Annotated in this window: 24 protein-coding genes and 2 pseudogenes; 1 reads left to right on the top strand and 25 read right to left on the bottom strand. The window is 40.9% G+C overall.

Going from position 1 to position 16690, the window contains the following annotated elements; all coding sequences use genetic code 11:
- Positions 1-188 precede the first annotated feature (188 nt).
- On the bottom strand, positions 189-719 hold the full coding sequence (locus A6755_RS00420; RefSeq protein WP_063589556.1) for an ECF transporter S component: 531 nt from the start codon (positions 717-719) through the stop codon (positions 189-191).
- A 295-nt stretch (positions 720-1014) separates the two neighbouring features.
- Positions 1015-1563 carry a TetR/AcrR family transcriptional regulator gene (locus A6755_RS00425; protein WP_063589557.1) on the bottom strand — a complete coding sequence of 183 codons (549 nt, stop codon included), beginning with the start codon at positions 1561-1563 and terminating at the stop codon, positions 1015-1017.
- A 169-nt stretch (positions 1564-1732) separates the two neighbouring features.
- Between A6755_RS00425 and A6755_RS00430 the strand changes: the two are divergent.
- Positions 1733-3180 (top strand): annotated as a pseudogene (locus A6755_RS00430) (DHA2 family efflux MFS transporter permease subunit).
- A 127-nt stretch (positions 3181-3307) separates the two neighbouring features.
- Here A6755_RS00430 and rpsI read toward each other — a convergent pair.
- The 23 genes and pseudogenes from rpsI to rplE all read right to left on the bottom strand — a co-directional run bounded on the left by rpsI (position 3308) and on the right by rplE (position 16674).
- Complete coding sequence (gene rpsI / locus A6755_RS00435; RefSeq protein WP_034304957.1) at positions 3308-3700, bottom strand: 30S ribosomal protein S9; 393 nt, start codon at positions 3698-3700, stop codon at positions 3308-3310.
- A 20-nt stretch (positions 3701-3720) separates the two neighbouring features.
- Entirely contained in the window at positions 3721-4158 is a 438-nt protein-coding gene (gene rplM, locus A6755_RS00440) for a 50S ribosomal protein L13 (RefSeq protein ID WP_034304960.1), read from the bottom strand.
- A 267-nt stretch (positions 4159-4425) separates the two neighbouring features.
- Positions 4426-5166 (bottom strand): tRNA pseudouridine(38-40) synthase TruA, encoded by a 741-nt coding sequence (gene truA, locus A6755_RS00445; protein WP_034304963.1) that lies wholly within the window; start codon positions 5164-5166, stop codon positions 4426-4428.
- A 14-nt stretch (positions 5167-5180) separates the two neighbouring features.
- Positions 5181-5978, bottom strand: a complete 798-nt coding sequence (locus A6755_RS00450; RefSeq protein ID WP_048677921.1) for an energy-coupling factor transporter transmembrane component T family protein — start codon at positions 5976-5978, stop codon at positions 5181-5183.
- Complete coding sequence (locus A6755_RS00455; protein WP_034304967.1) at positions 5978-6844, bottom strand: energy-coupling factor ABC transporter ATP-binding protein; 867 nt, start codon at positions 6842-6844, stop codon at positions 5978-5980. Before A6755_RS00455 ends, A6755_RS00450 begins: the two co-directional genes overlap by 1 nt.
- On the bottom strand, positions 6820-7659 hold the full coding sequence (locus tag A6755_RS00460; RefSeq protein WP_034304970.1) for an energy-coupling factor ABC transporter ATP-binding protein: 840 nt from the start codon (positions 7657-7659) through the stop codon (positions 6820-6822). Before A6755_RS00460 ends, A6755_RS00455 begins: the two co-directional genes overlap by 25 nt.
- A 366-nt stretch (positions 7660-8025) precedes the next feature.
- Positions 8026-8388 (bottom strand): 50S ribosomal protein L17, encoded by a 363-nt coding sequence (gene rplQ, locus A6755_RS00465; RefSeq protein WP_034304973.1) that lies wholly within the window; start codon positions 8386-8388, stop codon positions 8026-8028.
- A gap of 83 nt (positions 8389-8471) precedes the next feature.
- The gene (locus A6755_RS00470) at positions 8472-9416 is read right to left on the bottom strand and encodes a DNA-directed RNA polymerase subunit alpha (protein WP_034304976.1); all 945 of its coding nucleotides are present in this window, start codon (positions 9414-9416) and stop codon (positions 8472-8474) included.
- Positions 9417-9592: 176 nt separating this feature from the next.
- A complete protein-coding gene (rpsK, locus tag A6755_RS00475; protein ID WP_028390438.1) occupies positions 9593-9982 on the bottom strand; it encodes a 30S ribosomal protein S11 in 390 nt (129 codons plus the stop codon).
- A gap of 22 nt (positions 9983-10004) precedes the next feature.
- Positions 10005-10370 carry a 30S ribosomal protein S13 gene (rpsM, locus tag A6755_RS00480; RefSeq protein ID WP_034304978.1) on the bottom strand — a complete coding sequence of 122 codons (366 nt, stop codon included), beginning with the start codon at positions 10368-10370 and terminating at the stop codon, positions 10005-10007.
- A gap of 22 nt (positions 10371-10392) precedes the next feature.
- Entirely contained in the window at positions 10393-10506 is a 114-nt protein-coding gene (gene rpmJ, locus A6755_RS00485) for a 50S ribosomal protein L36 (RefSeq protein WP_003156543.1), read from the bottom strand.
- A gap of 40 nt (positions 10507-10546) precedes the next feature.
- Positions 10547-10765: a translation initiation factor IF-1 gene (infA, locus tag A6755_RS00490; RefSeq protein WP_028390440.1), complete on the bottom strand. Its 219-nt coding sequence runs from the start codon at positions 10763-10765 to the stop codon at positions 10547-10549.
- A gap of 42 nt (positions 10766-10807) precedes the next feature.
- Positions 10808-11259 (bottom strand): annotated as a pseudogene (locus A6755_RS27415) (M24 family metallopeptidase); the annotation flags it as partial.
- A gap of 71 nt (positions 11260-11330) precedes the next feature.
- On the bottom strand, positions 11331-11984 hold the full coding sequence (locus A6755_RS00495; protein ID WP_048677894.1) for an adenylate kinase: 654 nt from the start codon (positions 11982-11984) through the stop codon (positions 11331-11333).
- A gap of 58 nt (positions 11985-12042) precedes the next feature.
- A complete protein-coding gene (gene secY / locus A6755_RS00500; protein WP_034304981.1) occupies positions 12043-13338 on the bottom strand; it encodes a preprotein translocase subunit SecY in 1296 nt (431 codons plus the stop codon).
- The gene (rplO, locus tag A6755_RS00505; protein WP_034304982.1) at positions 13338-13778 is read right to left on the bottom strand and encodes a 50S ribosomal protein L15; all 441 of its coding nucleotides are present in this window, start codon (positions 13776-13778) and stop codon (positions 13338-13340) included. The genes secY and rplO overlap by 1 nt, the downstream gene beginning before the upstream one ends.
- A gap of 32 nt (positions 13779-13810) precedes the next feature.
- The gene (gene rpmD / locus A6755_RS00510) at positions 13811-13993 is read right to left on the bottom strand and encodes a 50S ribosomal protein L30 (protein WP_034304984.1); all 183 of its coding nucleotides are present in this window, start codon (positions 13991-13993) and stop codon (positions 13811-13813) included.
- Positions 13994-14009: 16 nt separating this feature from the next.
- Positions 14010-14510 carry a 30S ribosomal protein S5 gene (gene rpsE, locus A6755_RS00515; RefSeq protein WP_034304987.1) on the bottom strand — a complete coding sequence of 167 codons (501 nt, stop codon included), beginning with the start codon at positions 14508-14510 and terminating at the stop codon, positions 14010-14012.
- A 22-nt stretch (positions 14511-14532) separates the two neighbouring features.
- Entirely contained in the window at positions 14533-14895 is a 363-nt protein-coding gene (gene rplR / locus A6755_RS00520) for a 50S ribosomal protein L18 (RefSeq protein ID WP_034304989.1), read from the bottom strand.
- 32 nt (positions 14896-14927) lie between these two features.
- A complete protein-coding gene (rplF, locus tag A6755_RS00525) occupies positions 14928-15464 on the bottom strand; it encodes a 50S ribosomal protein L6 (protein WP_048677892.1) in 537 nt (178 codons plus the stop codon).
- Positions 15465-15494: 30 nt separating this feature from the next.
- Positions 15495-15893 carry a 30S ribosomal protein S8 gene (rpsH, locus tag A6755_RS00530; RefSeq protein ID WP_034304995.1) on the bottom strand — a complete coding sequence of 133 codons (399 nt, stop codon included), beginning with the start codon at positions 15891-15893 and terminating at the stop codon, positions 15495-15497.
- Positions 15894-15923: 30 nt separating this feature from the next.
- Complete coding sequence (locus A6755_RS00535; protein WP_034304998.1) at positions 15924-16109, bottom strand: type Z 30S ribosomal protein S14; 186 nt, start codon at positions 16107-16109, stop codon at positions 15924-15926.
- 25 nt (positions 16110-16134) lie between these two features.
- Entirely contained in the window at positions 16135-16674 is a 540-nt protein-coding gene (gene rplE, locus A6755_RS00540) for a 50S ribosomal protein L5 (RefSeq protein ID WP_048677889.1), read from the bottom strand.
- Between the last annotated feature and the right edge of the window lie 16 nt (positions 16675-16690).

Genomic DNA, 16690 nt, shown 5'->3' on the forward strand with positions numbered 1-16690 from the left:
CTATCGATAAAAAGGACATCCGTGGTAAACGGATGTCCTTATCTCACATGATATTACATTTTATAATAGCGAATTTATTTAAATACATACCTACTTAGCAGGATGAACTGCCAGAGGTTCATAAAGCACAGTATATCCAGTCGCTGGTACTACACAAAGTTTGAATGGCTTCCTATATTCGTTTCACTTTATATCTGTCCAGCCCTTTTCTTTAATCGGCCAGCTAGAGGCACGACGATTATTCCGGCTATTACGACCTGCATTACGTTTCCGGGGATGGAGCCAAATGGCTGTATCCAGTTACCGTAAAGGATAACTTCAGTAAAATAATAGCCCACGATTTTTATGATCAATGCAACGGCAACGGCCAAAGTGTATACAAGTTCTCTTTTGCCCGGTACCTTTTCGGATATTAGGCCTGCTAGATAGCCCATTGCTCCGACGATGACGAATGTAAACGGTGCCCATGCTGCCCAACCGGAGAATAGATCGAAGAAGGCCATACCGAAGGCGCCTGCTATCGCCCCTGTTTTTTTGCCATATACCAAGGCTGCTATAAAAAGGGGAACGTTGCCCAAATGGACCAGGCCGCCGTTACCCATTATTGGGAGCTTGATGTTGATGAACATGGTCGCTACAAGGGTTAACGCGATGAATAGTGCATTGATGACCAAGGCTTTTGTTTTAGTTGTTTCAATCGGTGAGTATGTTGAATTCATATGAAGTCCTCTTTCTTTTTTTAAGTATCATCATACTCCTAAACAGAGACTTAATAAATATCGATTTTACAAATAATTCAGTATTCCACAAATAAACTCATGTGTAAACAAATGGTACCTACCAGCCCCAACATCCGAAGCACCCTCCCCACGGGGTAAAATCGCATTGTGGCTGGAGACTGGCAGGGATTTATATAATGACGCAGAAGGGTGCATGGAGCATGTTGTGGGTCATATTATATCCGGTCATTAAAAAGAATTAATGAAATTCAAATTCATTCTAACGGATTAAGAATCATTGCACTCTGTACATTAAATAAATTTGATTGGCAATATAATCCGAACTAAAATGAAGCCCCTTTCTTAACCACCATATTATAATGCCTGCCAATGAGGCCGTTTTAATGTCAATATCAACATAATCAGCAGGTAAATCCTCTTTGGTATTCTTCCTTCTTATTTCTACTAATTGCTTTAATAATGAAAACAATTGTTCTTCAAACTGATTCGTTTTAAATAAAATAAGTAAATAATTTCGATGAATATATAAATAATCAAGCAATTTTGTTAGCTGTTGTTTTTCCGATAAGTCTTTTGCATGTATTAAAGCAAAAACTTTCTCAGATAGCTCATTTAGAATCTCATCGGTGATTTGCGTTAATAAATCTTGAATATCCTGATAATGCAGGTAAAATGTTGTCCGATTCAGCCCTGCTTTGGCTGCGATTTCCCGGACCGTTAAATTCGAAATAATGGGGTCCTCGCATAAGAGAGCAATGACAGCGTCTTTAAACATTTCCCTCGAGCGAATTGTACGAGGATCTTCTTTTTTAGGTATAGACATTTTAATCTCCTTTATAGATTTTCTTTAACTTTCTCAACAGCATATATTTCTATGTCGATTAGTGAACATTTTCAAGAAAACTGTTCATGGTAGGTAACATATATTTTTGTTACCATCGATTTTATCGACACGGTGTTGAGAATGCAAGTCAAAAACGAAGGGGTTTACGATGGACATTACCGAAAGAAATAAAAAAGTTTTATTAATCGTACTGATTGCCGGTTGCTTTTTATCAACATTAAATCAGACTTTATTAAATGTTGCATTGAGTGGATTAATGGAAGTATTTGATGTAACGGCTGCAACTGTACAATGGTTATCTACAGGGTTTATGCTAGTGAACGGTGTTTTTGTGCCAATCACTGCCTTTTTAATGCAACGGTTTACAACAAGGCAGCTTTTTATTAGCTCGATGTTCTTTTGTTCATCGGCTCTGTACTTTGCGCATGTGCAGGGAATTTTGGCGTGCTGTTAACGGGCAGAATGATTCAAACAATCGGTGCCGGGATTATTATACCTCTAATGATGACGGTTATTTTATATTTATATCCTAGCGAAAAGCGCGGAAGCATCATGGGGACAATCGGCTTTGCGATAATTTTTGCCCCGGCCATTGCCCCTACCTTATCTGGTTTTATCATTGAATATGTTTCATGGAGATGGCTATTCATTGGGTTAATCCCATTCTTACTAATCGTCATCGTTCTAGCGTTCAAATATTTAATGAATGTTACAGAGACAACAAAAGCAAAATTGGATATTACAAGTGTCATTTTATCAACGATTGGTTTCGGCTGTATATTATTTGGATTTAGTAGCGCAGGAAGCAAGGGATGGGATGATCCCGTTGTCATCACTGCAATAATCGTCGGAATGATCGTGTCGGCTCTATTCTGTTTACGTCAAATGAAATCGAGCGATCCACTATTAAATTTAACTGTATTCAAGTATAAAACTTTCAAGCTTACATCCTTCATCAATGTACTAATTACGATGATCATGTATGCGGATTTGATCCTTTTACCAATCTACTTGCAAAATGGACGAGGTTTTACAGCATTTGAAGCAGGTTTACTGCTATTACCCGGAGCTGTGATTAATGCCTTCTTATCCCCAGTCACAGGTAAAATGTTTGATAAATACGGCGCCAAACCACTCTTTATTACAGGTTTGGTATTCATCATTGTTTCGATGTGGGGAGTCATAGATATAAGCGACTCAACGACGTATATGTATATCATGATTCGTACCATAATATTACGAATTGGTTTGAGCTTCATTACCATGACATTAAATACAGCAGGGTTGAATGCTTTACCAAGAGAATTGGGTTCCCATGGTTCAGCTGTAAATAATACCATTCGCCAATTGTCAGGTGCCATCGGAACAGCAGTTGTCATCACAGTATATACAATGCAGGCAACTTCACATGCCTCTGAGCTATCAATGGAAAATGAAAACATTACAGCTATACGACTAGAGGCATTAGCTTCCATCCTTGGCTCAAGTGATGCCTATGTTTTCATGCTGGCCTTATCTTTTGTGGCATTAATAATAGCATGCTTCATGCCGAAAAAAGCCGCAATCAATAAAGGTGAAGGTGAATCTCAAAACTAAGATTGTTAACCGAAGTATTTAAAATAAAGCATATCCGGGAGATCACGGATATGCTTTATTATTATTTCTGGTCAAAAAAAAGACCCCCAACCAATATGGTTGAGAGCCTTTCGAAACGGTAATAGAATTAACGTTTTGAGAACTGAGGTGCACGACGTGCGCCTTTAAGACCGTATTTTTTACGTTCTTTCATACGTGGGTCACGAGTTAGTAAACCAGCAGTTTTAAGAGATGGACGGTATTCTGGATCAACTTGTAGCAATGCACGAGCGATACCGTGACGGATTGCTCCAGCTTGACCAGTATATCCACCACCGCTAACGTTTACTAGAACGTCGTAATTTCCAGTAGTTTCTGTTGCAACTAGTGGTTGGTTAACAACTTCACGTAATGCTGCAAAAGGAATATATTCATTGATGTCACGACCGTTAATAACGATGCGACCTTCGCCTGGTACTAAACGTACACGAGCTACTGAGCTCTTACGGCGACCAGTACCATAATATTGAACTTGTGCCAAGATAGTAACCTCCTTAGTGATTATCCGCGTAATTCGTATACTTCTGGTTGTTGAGCAGCGTGTGGGTGCTCAGCTCCAGCGTATACGTGTAATTTTTTGTAGATTTGACGACCAAGAGAATTCTTTGGAAGCATACCTTTGATAGCAAGTTCAAGCATTCTCTCAGGGTAGTTTGTACGCATTTCAAGAGCAGTTCTAGTTTTAAGACCGCCTGGATGCATAGTGTGACGGTAATAAATTTTGTCAGTCAATTTTTTACCAGTCAAATGGATTTTTTCAACATTGATAAGAATTACATGATCACCAGTGTCAATGTTCGGTGTAAAAGTTGGTTTATGTTTACCACGTAAGATGGATGCTACTTCAGTAGAAAGGCGACCCAAAGTTTTGCCTTCAGCGTCAATCACATACCATTTACGTTCTACTTCATTAGCTTTCGCCATAAATGTCGTACGCATGGTTAACCTCCTAAAAAACTTTTTAATTTTTTATATTTATTTTCAATCACAATAAACTTCCGGGGCTTATCGTGGGATTAAAATACATACCATATTATATTAACTTCTCCCAGATTCATTGTCAAGGGAATGTTACACTAGGATAAGTTGTCTATAAAACACTCTCTGCAACTCCAGGAAAAGCTCAGTATCGCATCAAACCGCTCCATTACTGATTTCAGCCCATTACCCATTTGTAAAAAAACTGGTATCACTTTGAAAATATTTTTATTTGTAAAATACTTTCCATAAATACAAGCCCTGGGCAGGTGCTGTTTTCCCTGCAAAGCTGCGGTCCTTCTTGTCCAAAATCCCGCTCATATCATGGGGTGACATCTTGCCGCTGCCGACATCCAGGAGCGTCCCAACCAAGATACGCACCATATTATATAAAAAGCCTTCGCCAACGAAGCGGAAAACCAGGAAATCATCGCTCTCTTCAAAATCCATTTCTTTTATGGTTCGAACTTTATCGACCACTTCCGTTTTTGCCGAACAAAAACTTGTAAAGTCATGTGTCCCTATCAAATAGGAGATTGCTTCCCTCATCGCCTCCACATTTAAAGGGTATGGATAATGATAGGCGTAATTCCGCTTAAACGGATCCCGCAGTTTCGAACGGGCTACGATATAACGGTACTCTTTCCCAGTAGTATGGAACCTCGCATGAAAATCGTCAGGCACGATATCGACTTCCAGAGCGATGATATCGGTCGGAAGAAGCGCGCTGAACGCCTTTATCCAATTTTCAGTAGGGAATGTAAGGGGCGACTCAAAGTGAAGTACCTGCCCCTTTGCATGGACCCCTGAGTCTGTCCTGCCTGAAGCAGTCACTTTTATAATTGTGCCTTTATGCATTTGGGCCAAGACTGCCTCGAATTCACTTTGTATGGTGCGTTTCTCAGGCTGCACCTGATAGCCAGCAAAATCCGTGCCGTCATAAGCGATCACACATTTATATTTTGGCATAGTTCTCTTCCTTATTATGAACGTAATAAAAATAACATGACCGTTAGAACACCTATTGAGACCATCAAAAGACTATCACTCGTCTTCCAGTTCAATTGGCGATATTTCGTGCGGCCTTCCCCGCCACGGTATCCTCTTGATTCCATGGCAGTTGCCAGTTCCTCGGCCCGTTTGAACGAACTGACAAATAAAGGAACCAGCAGAGGTACAATCGATTTAACCCTGTCCTTTATCGGGCCAGATGAAAAGTCAACGCCCCTTGCAGTTTGGGCCTTCATGATTTTTTCCGTTTCCTCCATTAGCGTCGGGATGAATCGAAGGGCAATGGACATCATCAATGCCAGTTCATGTACAGGCATCTTCCACTTTTTCAAAGGTCCCAACAGCTCTTCCATCCCGTCTGTAATGGATATCGGGGATGTCGTCAAAGTTAAAAGTGACGTAACAAGGATTAGTAAAGTAAATCTAATGGATATGAAAAAACCTTGAATCAAACCGCCTTCATAGATTTCAAACCAACCGTATTCAAAAAGCAATTCCCCTTCCTTCGTAAACAATATATGGAGAAGGAATGTAAATACGATCAAGAAAAAGATTGGCTTCAACCCATTATAAAGATAGCGAAGCGGTATTTTGGAAAGACTGATCAAAAGGATGGTGAATACAGCAAGCAAACCGTAAGAAACGACATTATTCGCCAAAAAGACGACACAAACAAACAGGAACACGAGGAGCAGTTTAGCCCTTGGGTCCATCTTGTGCATCAATGAATTTGCAGGGACATAACGCCCGATAATCATTTTATCCAGCATCAGCGGTTCCCCCGTTTCATGGCTTTATCTATTTCTATCGCTAAATCACCGATATTAAGACACGGATGATCAAATCGAACACCAAGTTCCTTCTGGAGCTTTAGCTGAAAGCGGACCGTATCAGGAACATCCAGGCCTAGCTCCATTAATTGTTCCGGCTCTGAGAAAATTTCCTGGGGGGTTCCTTTTTTGAACACCGTACCCTTATGCATGATGATGATGTCATCAGCGTACTTGGCTGCATCCTCCATGCTATGGGTCACCAGAATCGTTGAAATGCCCCTTGCTTTATGCAGATCATAAAACATATCCATGATTTCTTTGCGTCCTCGAGGATCCAGTCCCGCTGTAGGCTCATCAAGCACCAATACTTCAGGCTCCATGGCAAGTACCCCAGCGATGGCCACCCGTCGCATTTGTCCGCCGGATAAGTCGAATGGAGACTTTTCAAGAACTTCCTCATTCAATCCGACTTGCGCGATGGCTTTCCTGGCCATTTTCTTTGCATCGATTTCAGAAACGCCAAAATTCATAGGACCGAAACATATATCCTTTTCAACCGTTTCATCAAATAACTGATGTTCCGGAAACTGAAAAACAATTCCGACCTTTTGTCTTATTGGCCGCAAAGCCTTTTCTTTTCTTCCGGCTTCAATCGTCCGATCCCCAATGAAAACCCGACCCTTCGTCGGTTTTAAAAGAGCATTCAAATGCTGCAGTAGCGTGGATTTCCCGGACCCTGTATGCCCGATGATTGCGGTATAGGTTCCCGGCTCCATTGAAATGTTGACATCATGAAGGGCTAGATGTTCAAAAGGAGTATTCACCTGATAGCGGTATTCTACATCATCGAGTGTAATTCGCATAAATCCTTCACCAACTCTTCCTCTGTCAAATGCCCATCAACTACACGAACACCATTTTTTTGTAACTCCTTGGTTAGTTTCACTGAAAAGGGAATATCCAGTCCAAGAGCAATCAATTCTTCCTCTAACTCAAAAATATCCTGAGGCGATCCTTCACGATATAACCGACCTTGGTTCATGACTATCATTCGATCGGCTTTCGCAGCTTCCTCAAGATCATGGGTGATTGATATGACAGTGATCTCGTTTTCCTGTTTTAATTCCCTAACTGTTTCAAGCACTTCTTCACGGCCTCTTGGGTCAAGCATGGAGGTTGCTTCATCTAAGATGATTATGTCTGGCTGCAAGGCTATTACACCTGCAATGGCCACTCTTTGCTTTTGACCGCCGGATAGATGGTGCGGCTCTTGATTAAGAAAGGCATTCATCTTAACCTTATTTAACGCACCATGAACACGCTCCACCATAACCTGCTGAGAAACACCGGCGTTTTCTAAACCAAAAGCCACATCATCCTGAACTGTAGTGCCTACAAATTGATTATCTGGGTTTTGAAAAACCATGCCAATTTTCTGGCGCACATCCCAAACGGATTCTTCTGTCAAAAGTTGATCATTAATCGTAATGGTACCTGAGTTAGCGAACTGAAGGCCATTCAATAACTTCGCTAATGTCGACTTGCCAGAACCATTATGTCCGACTATCGCTAGCCACTCCCCTTGATGAATATCAAAAGAAACATCATCCAAGGCGTTTCGAGACTGACCCTCATATTTAAAAACAATATTATTTAAAGAAACCAGCTTCTTCACCATGTGGCCCTCCTCATCCTCGACTGCACTCGCCTAAACTAAGCTCTGCTCACTCAATATAAATATAGTAGTTTTTCCTTCTGAAAATATAAAAAAACGCTGCACCCCTTCCACCGAAAGAATTTTCGGTAAATTAAGAGCAGCTAACAGCGGGCCTGTTACGAAAAACAGGTTTTCTTATAATCGCTTATCAAAAGCGGGAAGGGATGCTTGAGCTAGACGTGAAGGCTCCCTGCATGATACAGGTTCCGCCAGCCATCGTAACACTCAATGCGAATTTCTAAAGTACAGAATTTCTATTTAAAAAAAGAAAAAGGGCATAGAACAAGTGAGTATATTCATTTGTCCCGCCCTTTTTCATCGTTGTTATTAAACTAATTCAATAACCACGACTGGTGCACCGTCACCGCGGCGTGGACCAACTTTCATGATACGAGTGTATCCACCTTGACGTTCTTCATAACGTGGAGCCACGTCACTGAATAATTTTTGAAGGGCATCTGTGCCATTCTCAGCGTCAGCGATTTCGTTACGGATGAAAGATGCAGCTTGACGGCGTGCATGCAAGTCACCACGTTTACCAAGAGTGATCATTTTATCTACTACAGAACGTAATTCTTTTGCACGTGCTTCAGTAGTTTCAATGCGCTCATGGATAATAAGATCCGTAGCTAAATCACGAAGTAATGCTTTACGTTGTGCGCTAGTGCGTCCTAACTTTCTGTAACCCATTAGAGATTCCCTCCTTTGTTGAAGTTCTATATTGTGTGTCAATAACAAGGCTCACAACATAATGGATTGATTCCGCCATGTTATCAGTCGTCTTTACGAAGACCTAAGCCTAATTCTTCTAGTTTCGCTTTCACTTCTTCAAGTGATTTACGACCTAGATTACGTACTTTCATCATATCTTCTTCCGTTTTATGAGCTAGCTCTTGAACGGTATTGATTCCAGCACGTTTCAAGCAGTTGTAAGAACGAACAGAAAGGTCTAATTCTTCGATCGTCATCTCAAGAACTTTTTCTTTTTGATCTTCTTCTTTTTCAACCATGATTTCAGCATTTTGAGCTTCATCGGTTAAACCAACAAAGATATTTAAATGCTCTGTTAAAATCTTAGCTCCAAGTGCTACCGCTTCTTGCGGACCAGTACTGCCATCAGTCCAAACATCAAACGTTAACTTGTCAAAGTTAGACAACTGTCCAACACGTGTATTTTCAACTTGGAAAGATACGCGTGAAACCGGAGTGTAAAGAGCATCGATTGGAATTACACCAATTGGCTGGTCTTCTCTCTTGTTTTGAACAGCAGGAGTGTAGCCGCGGCCGCGACGTGCAGATAAACGCATACGCATATGACCGTTTTTACCAATTGTAGCAATATATAAATCCGGATTAAGAATTTCTACATCACTATCATGAGTGATATCAGCAGCCGTGATGACTCCGTCACCCTGAACGTCAATTTCCAGCGTCTTCTCTTCATCAGAGTAAATCTTAAGAGCTAGTTTTTTCACATTAAGAATGATAGATGTTACATCTTCCACGACGCCTTCAATTGTTGAGAACTCATGTAGCACTCCATCAATTTGTATAGCTGTGACAGCAGCACCTGGGAGTGAGGATAAAAGAATACGACGTAAGGAGTTACCCAATGTAGTACCATACCCACGCTCTAGTGGCTCTACGACGAATTTACCGTACTTGGTATCGTCGTTGATTTCAACCGTTTCGATTTTTGGTTTTTCTATTTCGATCATCAATAAACCCTCCTTCAAAACGTCAAAACCCCGGCAAGTAAACAAGTCACTTAAACCGAAATTCCCCATGTATACGTTCCCGCTGTGCGCAACAACTGAAAATTAATCCTCTGTAAGAACGCAAACTCAGTATTATATCCCATTATTGACAGGAATACAAAATCTATACAGAAAAATTAAACACGGCGACGTTTTGGTGGACGGCATCCGTTATGTGGAACTGGAGTTACATCTTTAATTGCAGTTACTTCTAGGCCAGCAGCTTGAAGTGCACGAATGGCAGCCTCACGTCCAGCACCAGGTCCTTTAACTGTAACTTCAAGAGTTTTCATACCATGTTCAATTGATGTTTTAGCAGCTGTTTCAGCAGCCATTTGTGCAGCAAATGGAGTGGATTTACGAGATCCACGGAATCCTAGAGCTCCAGCACTTGACCAAGAAATAGCATTACCATGAGAGTCAGTGATCGTAACGATAGTGTTATTGAATGTTGAACGAATATGTGCAATACCAGTTTCTATATTCTTTTTCACACGACGTTTACGTGTATTAGTTTTACGTGCCATGAAAAGTAACCTCCTTTACTAATTATTTTTTCTTGTTAGCTACTGTACGACGAGGTCCTTTACGCGTACGAGCATTGTTTTTTGTATTTTGACCGCGAACAGGAAGACCACGACGGTGACGTAAACCACGGTATGAACCGATTTCCATTAAACGTTTGATGTTTAGGGAGATTTCACGACGAAGGTCGCCTTCTACTTTAAGCTTGTCAATGATATCACGAATTTTGTTCAATTCGTCTTCCGTTAAGTCACGAACGCGAGTTTCTTCAGAAACGCCTGCTTCTGCAAGAATCTTGATCGCTGTTTGTTTTCCAATACCATATATATATGTTAATGAGATAACAATACGTTTGTCACGGGGAATATCTACTCCAGCAATACGTGCCATGCTTGAGTGCACCTCCTTCTATTTAGCCTTGTTTTTGTTTATGTTTAGGGTTTTCGCAAATAACCATTACTTTACCTTTTCTGCGGATAACTTTACACTTTTCGCAGATTGGTTTGACTGATGGTCTGACTTTCATTGCTATCTAACCTCCTTATACAGATCGGAGCGTAACCGGATTATTTGAACCGGTATGTGATTCTGCCGCGAGTTAGATCATACGGGGAAAGCTCAACCGTAACTTTATCTCCAGGCAAAATGCGAATAAAGTGCATACGAATTTTACCGGATACATGAGCTAAAACAGTATGACCATTTTCTAATTCTACCTTAAACATTGCATTTGGCAAAGTCTCTTGTACTGTGCCTTCTACTTCAATTACATCATCTTTCGCCATTAAAGTGATTCTCCCTTCTCTATGCGTGAACCTATTAAAGGTGCACATCTTTCCGTCAACATTACTACAGTCCAATTATCCTCATAAGTCTTACAATTCTGCATCAAGTATTCACCATTTTGTAGAACCAGGCTTTAACTGAGGACCTTTATCAGTTGGACCGAAATGAGGATTTTATGGGTCCTCATGTAAGTCTTGACCGATTCCGTGACCGACATACTCTCGAAATAGAGAAGCAATTAGTCTCGACATAGGTTTGAATAGCATGGGAGATGTTTGAAAGGCGCACGCCTGACATAGCTTCTTTCAACCCTCTATATCACGACTCTTTAGGAATCCCAATAGAGTCACTGCATTTCTTCATCAATTTTGCCGACCGGATATGTCCATGAAGATCACTTAAAAAGTAATCGCCCAATTCAGGGAATACCAAGTACAAGAACCTGATTAATAAATGTGCGAATGCTCTCGCGAAATCCATTATACCCTTTGTATTATAGGAATGCACCAAGTTTAACTAGTAAGTTATAAAAATGGTATGAATTTCATAAATCAATACATATGATTAATTTTGTAAAGCACCAAGCAACACATCGATATCTTCAAATACCTTATTAATATCTTGCTGTCCGTTAATGTTGACCAAGTAACCTTTGTCTCCGTAGAAATCAAGAAGTGGCTTGGTTTGTTTCAAATTCACATCTAAGCGATTTTGAACCGTTTCAGCATTATCGTCGGCACGTTGATATAATTCTCCGCCGCAGCGGTCGCATACATCATCTTTAGCAGGAGGATTGAATACAAGATGGTATGTCGCACCACATGATTTGCAAATACGACGCCCTGTCAATCTTTCCATTAAGATGCTTTTATCAACATCGATATTAATGACAAAATTCATATTGCGATCTAAATCAGTTAGAATGCTTTCAAGTGCCTCTGCCTGTGCCACAGTACGTGGAAATCCATCAAGCAAAAATCCTCTTAGGCAGTCTTCCTTGCTTAAACGCTCACGTACGATGCCAATGGTAACTTCATCAGGTACCAATTCGCCTTTGTCCATGAATGATTTCGCCTTTAGACCTAGGTCTGTTCCATCTTTGATAGCTGTTCGGAACATATCTCCAGTAGAGATATGAGGGATATTATATTTTTCTACGATTTGTTCAGCTTGAGTGCCTTTACCAGCACCCGGCAGACCCATTAACACTAGATTCAATTTTCTTCCCCCTCAAACTCTATAATGGGTAAAGGGAACAAGCCGTTCCCAAAACTCATTACTTTATAAAGCCTTTATAGTGTCTCTTCACAAGTTGTGATTCCAGCTGCTTCATCGTATCAAGGGCAACCCCGACTACGATCAGCAAACTGGTACCACCAATCTGTGCAGATTGAGGTAGATCAGCAAGCTTAATGAAAAATACCGGTAAAACGGCAATGATGGCCAAGAATATCGAGCCTACAAACGTCAAACGGTATAAAACACGTGTTAAATATTCTTGTGTACTCTTACCTGGACGAATCCCCGGCACATAGCCACCTTGCTTTTTCAAATTCTCAGCCATTTGTTCAGGATTAACCTGAATGAAAGCATAAAAATACGCAAAAGCAATGATAAGAGCAACATATATGATCATACCAATTGGTTTGGTGTAATCAAGATTTGTTGATATCCAGCTAGTCACGCTGTTCTTTCCAAAGAAAGAAGCGATTGTAGTGGGAGTAATAATAAATGCCATTGCAAAGATTACCGGAATAACCCCCGCAGCATTTACTTTCAATGGTAAATGAGTAGACTGGCCACCCATTTGCGTACGACCTACCGCAGCACGTTTCGCATACTGAATAGGAATTTTACGTAATGCCTGCTGAATGAAGATAACAGCAACCACGATTGCTAATACTGCTAAAACTATGAGGATAATCGTTATGATTCGTAAGAATAATTGATCACCGGCATTTTCAAATTGCTGTGCGTAAATCTGATTTGCCGTAGTAGGCAAACTAGCTACGATACCAGCAAAGATAATGATGGAAATCCCATTACCCACACCCTTAGCAGTGATCAGCTCCCCTAACCACAAAAGAAAAGCTGTTCCTGCCGTTAAGACAGTCGCAATAAGCAAGTATGTTGCAATTCCAGGATTTTCAATCAACTGTCCACCTGACATATTATTGAACCCATAGGACATTCCAACTGCTTGGATAAATCCTAGGATAATAGTGAAGTAACGAGTGAATTGCGCTAATTTACGGCGCCCTGCTTCCCCTTGTTTAGACCATTCAGTGAACTTAGGAACAACATCCATCTGTAGCAGCTGAACGATAATGGATGCCGTGATGTACGGCATGATACCCATCGCTAAAATGGAAAAGTTTTGCAGTGCCCCGCCGCCAAAGGTGTTTAAAAGCCCGATGACGCTCAGCTGGTCCTGTTCAGCGAGAAAATCGGCATTCACATGCGGTACAGGTATAAATGTACCGATGCGATAGACGATTAACATTAGAAGGGTAAAAATAATCTTATTCCTTATTTCACCCACGCGCATAAAATTGGAGATCGTGCGAAACATTAGATCACCTCTGTATTACCGCCAGCAGCTTCGATAGCTTCTTTAGCAGTAGACGAGAATTTGTGAGCTTTAACAGTAAGCTTTTTCTCAATGCTTCCTTTGGCAAGAATCTTGATTCCTGCTTTTTCTTTACTTACAACGCCAGTCTCAAGTAGAAGAGCTGGTGTTACTTCAGTACCGTCTTCGAAAAGATTTAACGTATCAAGGTTCACGATAGCATAGTCTTTACGGTTGATGTTGGTAAATCCACGTTTAGGTAAACGTCTGAATAGAGGAGTTTGACCCCCTTCAAATCCAAGACGCACACCGCCGCCGGAGCGAGCGTTTTGTCCTTTGTGTCCTTTACCTGCTGTTTTACCGTTACCAGATCCAATACCGCGACCTTTACGTTTACGTTCTTTACGAGAACCTTCTGCAGCTTTTAACTCATGAAGTTTCATGTTGGCACCTCCTTGTTAAGTTAAAAATTATTTTATTGTTCTTTTACAGTAACAAGATGAGCAACTTTGGTAATCATACCGCGAATCGCAGGGTTATCTTCTTGAACAACCGTTTGATGCATTTTGCGTAAACCCAAAGTGTTAACTGTAACACGTTGATCTTCAGGACGACCAATCAAGCTGCGAGTGAGGGTGATTTCTAATTTATTAGCCATAATTCGATTTCCCTCCTTATCCTAACAGTTCTTGTACTGATTTTCCACGTAACTTAGCTACGTCTTCAGCACGTTTCAATTGCTTCAATCCTTCAATTGTTGCGCGAACCATATTAATAGGTGTATTAGTACCTAGTGATTTAGACAAGATATCGCTAACTCCGCCTAATTCAAGTACCGCACGAACAGGACCACCAGCAATTACTCCTGTACCTTCAGAAGCTGGTTTCAATAGAATGTGACCTGCGCCATAGCGACCGTTCACAAGGTGAGGAATAGTAGTACCAACCATTGGTACAGTAATTAGATTTTTCTTAGCATCCTCAATAGCTTTACGGATAGCATCCGGAACTTCTTGAGCTTTACCAGTACCAAATCCAACATGACCATTTTTATCACCAACAACAACTAGTGCAGTGAAACGGAAACGACGTCCGCCTTTAACAACTTTAGCTACACGATTTACTGTAACTACGCGTTCTTCAAGTTCTAATTTATTAGGATCAATGCTACGCATCTGTTATGTCCCTCCTTATCCATTAAAATTCTAAGCCGTTTTCACGAGCAGCGTCAGCCAATGCTTTAACACGACCATGGAAGAGGTAACCACCGCGGTCAAAAACCACAGCTTTGAAACCTTTTTCAACAGCACGTTTCGCAATAAGTTCGCCAACTTTTTGAGCTGCTTCAGCATTGCTACCTGCTTCGATACCGATCTCTTTATCAAGAGTTGAAGCACTTGCCAATGTTACGCCTTTTGCATCGTCAATTAATTGTGCGTAAATGTGTTTGTTTGAACGAAACACATTTAAACGAGGACGAGCTTCTGTTCCAGAAAGCTTAGCACGTACACGCGCATGTCTTTTCTGACGAGTAGCATTTTTATCAAGCTTCGTAATCATTTACGTCACTCCTTTCGTTTACTTATGCGGCATTACTTACCTGTTTTACCTTCTTTACGACGAACGAATTCGCCTTCGTAACGGATACCTTTACCTTTATACGGTTCAGGCGGGCGAACATCACGGATATTAGCTGCTAATGCTCCTACACGTTCTTTGCTTGCACCTTTTACGATTACTTTTGTATTAGAAGGAACTTCGACTTCAACGCCAGCTTCTGGCTCTATTTCTACAGGGTGGGAATATCCTACGTTAAGGATAAGCTTGTTACCTTGCTTTTGTGCACGGTACCCAACCCCAATAAGTTCAAGTGATTTTACGAAACCTGTTGATACACCTTCAATCATGTTAGAGATAAGCGCGCGAGTAGTACCGTGTAAAGAACGGTGAGTCTTCTCGTCAGACGGGCGTGTTACAGTTAACACGTTCTCTTCAACAACGATTGAAAGGTCAGGACTGAATGATCTAGATAATTCACCTTTAGGTCCTTTAACAGTTACTTCACTTCCAGTAACAGTAACTGTTACGCCTGCAGGGATTTCAATAGGTTTTTTACCTATACGAGACATAATGTGCACCTCCATTCTTGTGAAAATGTATTACCAAACGTATGCTAAAACTTCTCCGCCAACTTGTTTAGAGCGAGCTTCTTTGTCTGTTAAAACTCCGTGAGAAGTAGAAACAATTGCGATACCTAAACCGTTAAGAACGCGTGGTACCTCTCCAGTTTTTGCATATACACGCAAACCAGGTTTGCTGATACGTTTTAGACCAGTGATAACACGTTCGTTGTTTGCACCGTATTTTAAGAAGATACGGATGATACCTTGTTTGTTGTCTTCGATTAATTCAAAGTCACGTACGAAGCCTTCACTTTTTAAGATCTCAGCAATTTCCTTTTTGATCTTTGAAGCAGGAACTTCCAGTTTTTCGTGACGAACCATATTCGCATTACGGATGCGAGTAAGCATATCTGCAATAGGATCTGTCATGACCATTATATTTTACCTCCTTCCCAAACTCGGGTTTTACCAGCTAGCTTTTTTAACGCCAGGAATTTGTCCTTTATATGCAAGTTCGCGGAAACAAATACGACAAAGTTTAAATTTACGTAATACAGAATGTGGACGTCCGCAACGTTCGCAACGTGTATATTCTTGTACTTTAAACTTCTGTTCGCGTTTTTGCTTTACGATCATAGACTTTTTAGCCACGATTTCGCCTCCCTTTATTTAGAGATTACTTTTGGAACGGCATTCCAACTTGAGTAAGTAGTTCACGAGCTTCTTCGTCAGTGTTGGCAGTCGTTACGATAACGATGTCCATACCACGAACTTTGCTCACTTTATCGTAATCAATCTCAGGGAAGATAAGTTGTTCTTTAACGCCTAATGTATAGTTTCCACGTCCGTCAAAGGATTTCTTTGAAACGCCGCGGAAATCACGTACACGCGGTAAAGATACAGATACTAGCTTATCAAGGAATTGATACATACGCTCACCACGTAATGTAACTTTCGCTCCGATAGGCATACCTTCACGCAAACGGAAACCTGCGATTGATTTTTTTGCTTTTGTTATAACTGGTTTTTGACCTGTGATCAATGTAAGTTCTTCAACAGCTGTATCTAAAGCTTTCGAGTTAGAAACTGCGTCACCCACACCCATGTTAATAACGATTTTCTCAATGTTTGGTACTTGCATTACTGATTGATAGTTGAATTTACCCATCAATGACGGTGTAATTTCACTTTTGAATTTTTCTTTAAGGCGGCTCATTGCTTAGTGTACCTCC

This window comes from Peribacillus frigoritolerans (genome assembly GCF_001636405.1).
In the GTDB taxonomy this organism is placed as follows: Bacteria; Bacillota; Bacilli; order Bacillales; family DSM-1321; genus Peribacillus; species Peribacillus frigoritolerans.

What these genes read in the sequence shown, in the direction of transcription:
- A6755_RS00420 (WP_063589556.1), bottom strand. Translation starts at nt 719, where the DNA reads ATGAATTCAACATACTCACCGATTGAAACAACTAAAACAAAAGCCTTG.
- A6755_RS00425 (WP_063589557.1), bottom strand. Translation starts at nt 1,563, where the DNA reads ATGTCTATACCTAAAAAAGAAGATCCTCGTACAATTCGCTCGAGGGAA.
- rplM (WP_034304960.1), bottom strand. Translation starts at nt 4,158, where the DNA reads ATGCGTACGACATTTATGGCGAAAGCTAATGAAGTAGAACGTAAATGG.
- truA (WP_034304963.1), bottom strand. Translation starts at nt 5,166, where the DNA reads ATGCCAAAATATAAATGTGTGATCGCTTATGACGGCACGGATTTTGCT.
- A6755_RS00450 (WP_048677921.1), bottom strand. Translation starts at nt 5,978, where the DNA reads ATGCTGGATAAAATGATTATCGGGCGTTATGTCCCTGCAAATTCATTG.
- A6755_RS00455 (WP_034304967.1), bottom strand. Translation starts at nt 6,844, where the DNA reads ATGCGAATTACACTCGATGATGTAGAATACCGCTATCAGGTGAATACT.
- A6755_RS00460 (WP_034304970.1), bottom strand. Translation starts at nt 7,659, where the DNA reads ATGGTGAAGAAGCTGGTTTCTTTAAATAATATTGTTTTTAAATATGAG.
- rplQ (WP_034304973.1), bottom strand. Translation starts at nt 8,388, where the DNA reads ATGGGTTACAGAAAGTTAGGACGCACTAGCGCACAACGTAAAGCATTA.
- A6755_RS00470 (WP_034304976.1), bottom strand. Translation starts at nt 9,416, where the DNA reads ATGATCGAAATAGAAAAACCAAAAATCGAAACGGTTGAAATCAACGAC.
- rpsK (WP_028390438.1), bottom strand. Translation starts at nt 9,982, where the DNA reads ATGGCACGTAAAACTAATACACGTAAACGTCGTGTGAAAAAGAATATA.
- rpsM (WP_034304978.1), bottom strand. Translation starts at nt 10,370, where the DNA reads ATGGCACGTATTGCTGGAGTAGATATTCCCCGTGACAAACGTATTGTT.
- rpmJ (WP_003156543.1), bottom strand. Translation starts at nt 10,506, where the DNA reads ATGAAAGTCAGACCATCAGTCAAACCAATCTGCGAAAAGTGTAAAGTT.
- infA (WP_028390440.1), bottom strand. Translation starts at nt 10,765, where the DNA reads ATGGCGAAAGATGATGTAATTGAAGTAGAAGGCACAGTACAAGAGACT.
- secY (WP_034304981.1), bottom strand. Translation starts at nt 13,338, where the DNA reads ATGTTTCGCACGATCTCCAATTTTATGCGCGTGGGTGAAATAAGGAAT.
- rplO (WP_034304982.1), bottom strand. Translation starts at nt 13,778, where the DNA reads ATGAAACTTCATGAGTTAAAAGCTGCAGAAGGTTCTCGTAAAGAACGT.
- rpmD (WP_034304984.1), bottom strand. Translation starts at nt 13,993, where the DNA reads ATGGCTAATAAATTAGAAATCACCCTCACTCGCAGCTTGATTGGTCGT.
- rpsE (WP_034304987.1), bottom strand. Translation starts at nt 14,510, where the DNA reads ATGCGTAGCATTGATCCTAATAAATTAGAACTTGAAGAACGCGTAGTT.
- rplR (WP_034304989.1), bottom strand. Translation starts at nt 14,895, where the DNA reads ATGATTACGAAGCTTGATAAAAATGCTACTCGTCAGAAAAGACATGCG.
- rplF (WP_048677892.1), bottom strand. Translation starts at nt 15,464, where the DNA reads ATGTCTCGTATAGGTAAAAAACCTATTGAAATCCCTGCAGGCGTAACA.
- rpsH (WP_034304995.1), bottom strand. Translation starts at nt 15,893, where the DNA reads ATGGTCATGACAGATCCTATTGCAGATATGCTTACTCGCATCCGTAAT.
- rplE (WP_048677889.1), bottom strand. Translation starts at nt 16,674, where the DNA reads ATGAGCCGCCTTAAAGAAAAATTCAAAAGTGAAATTACACCGTCATTG.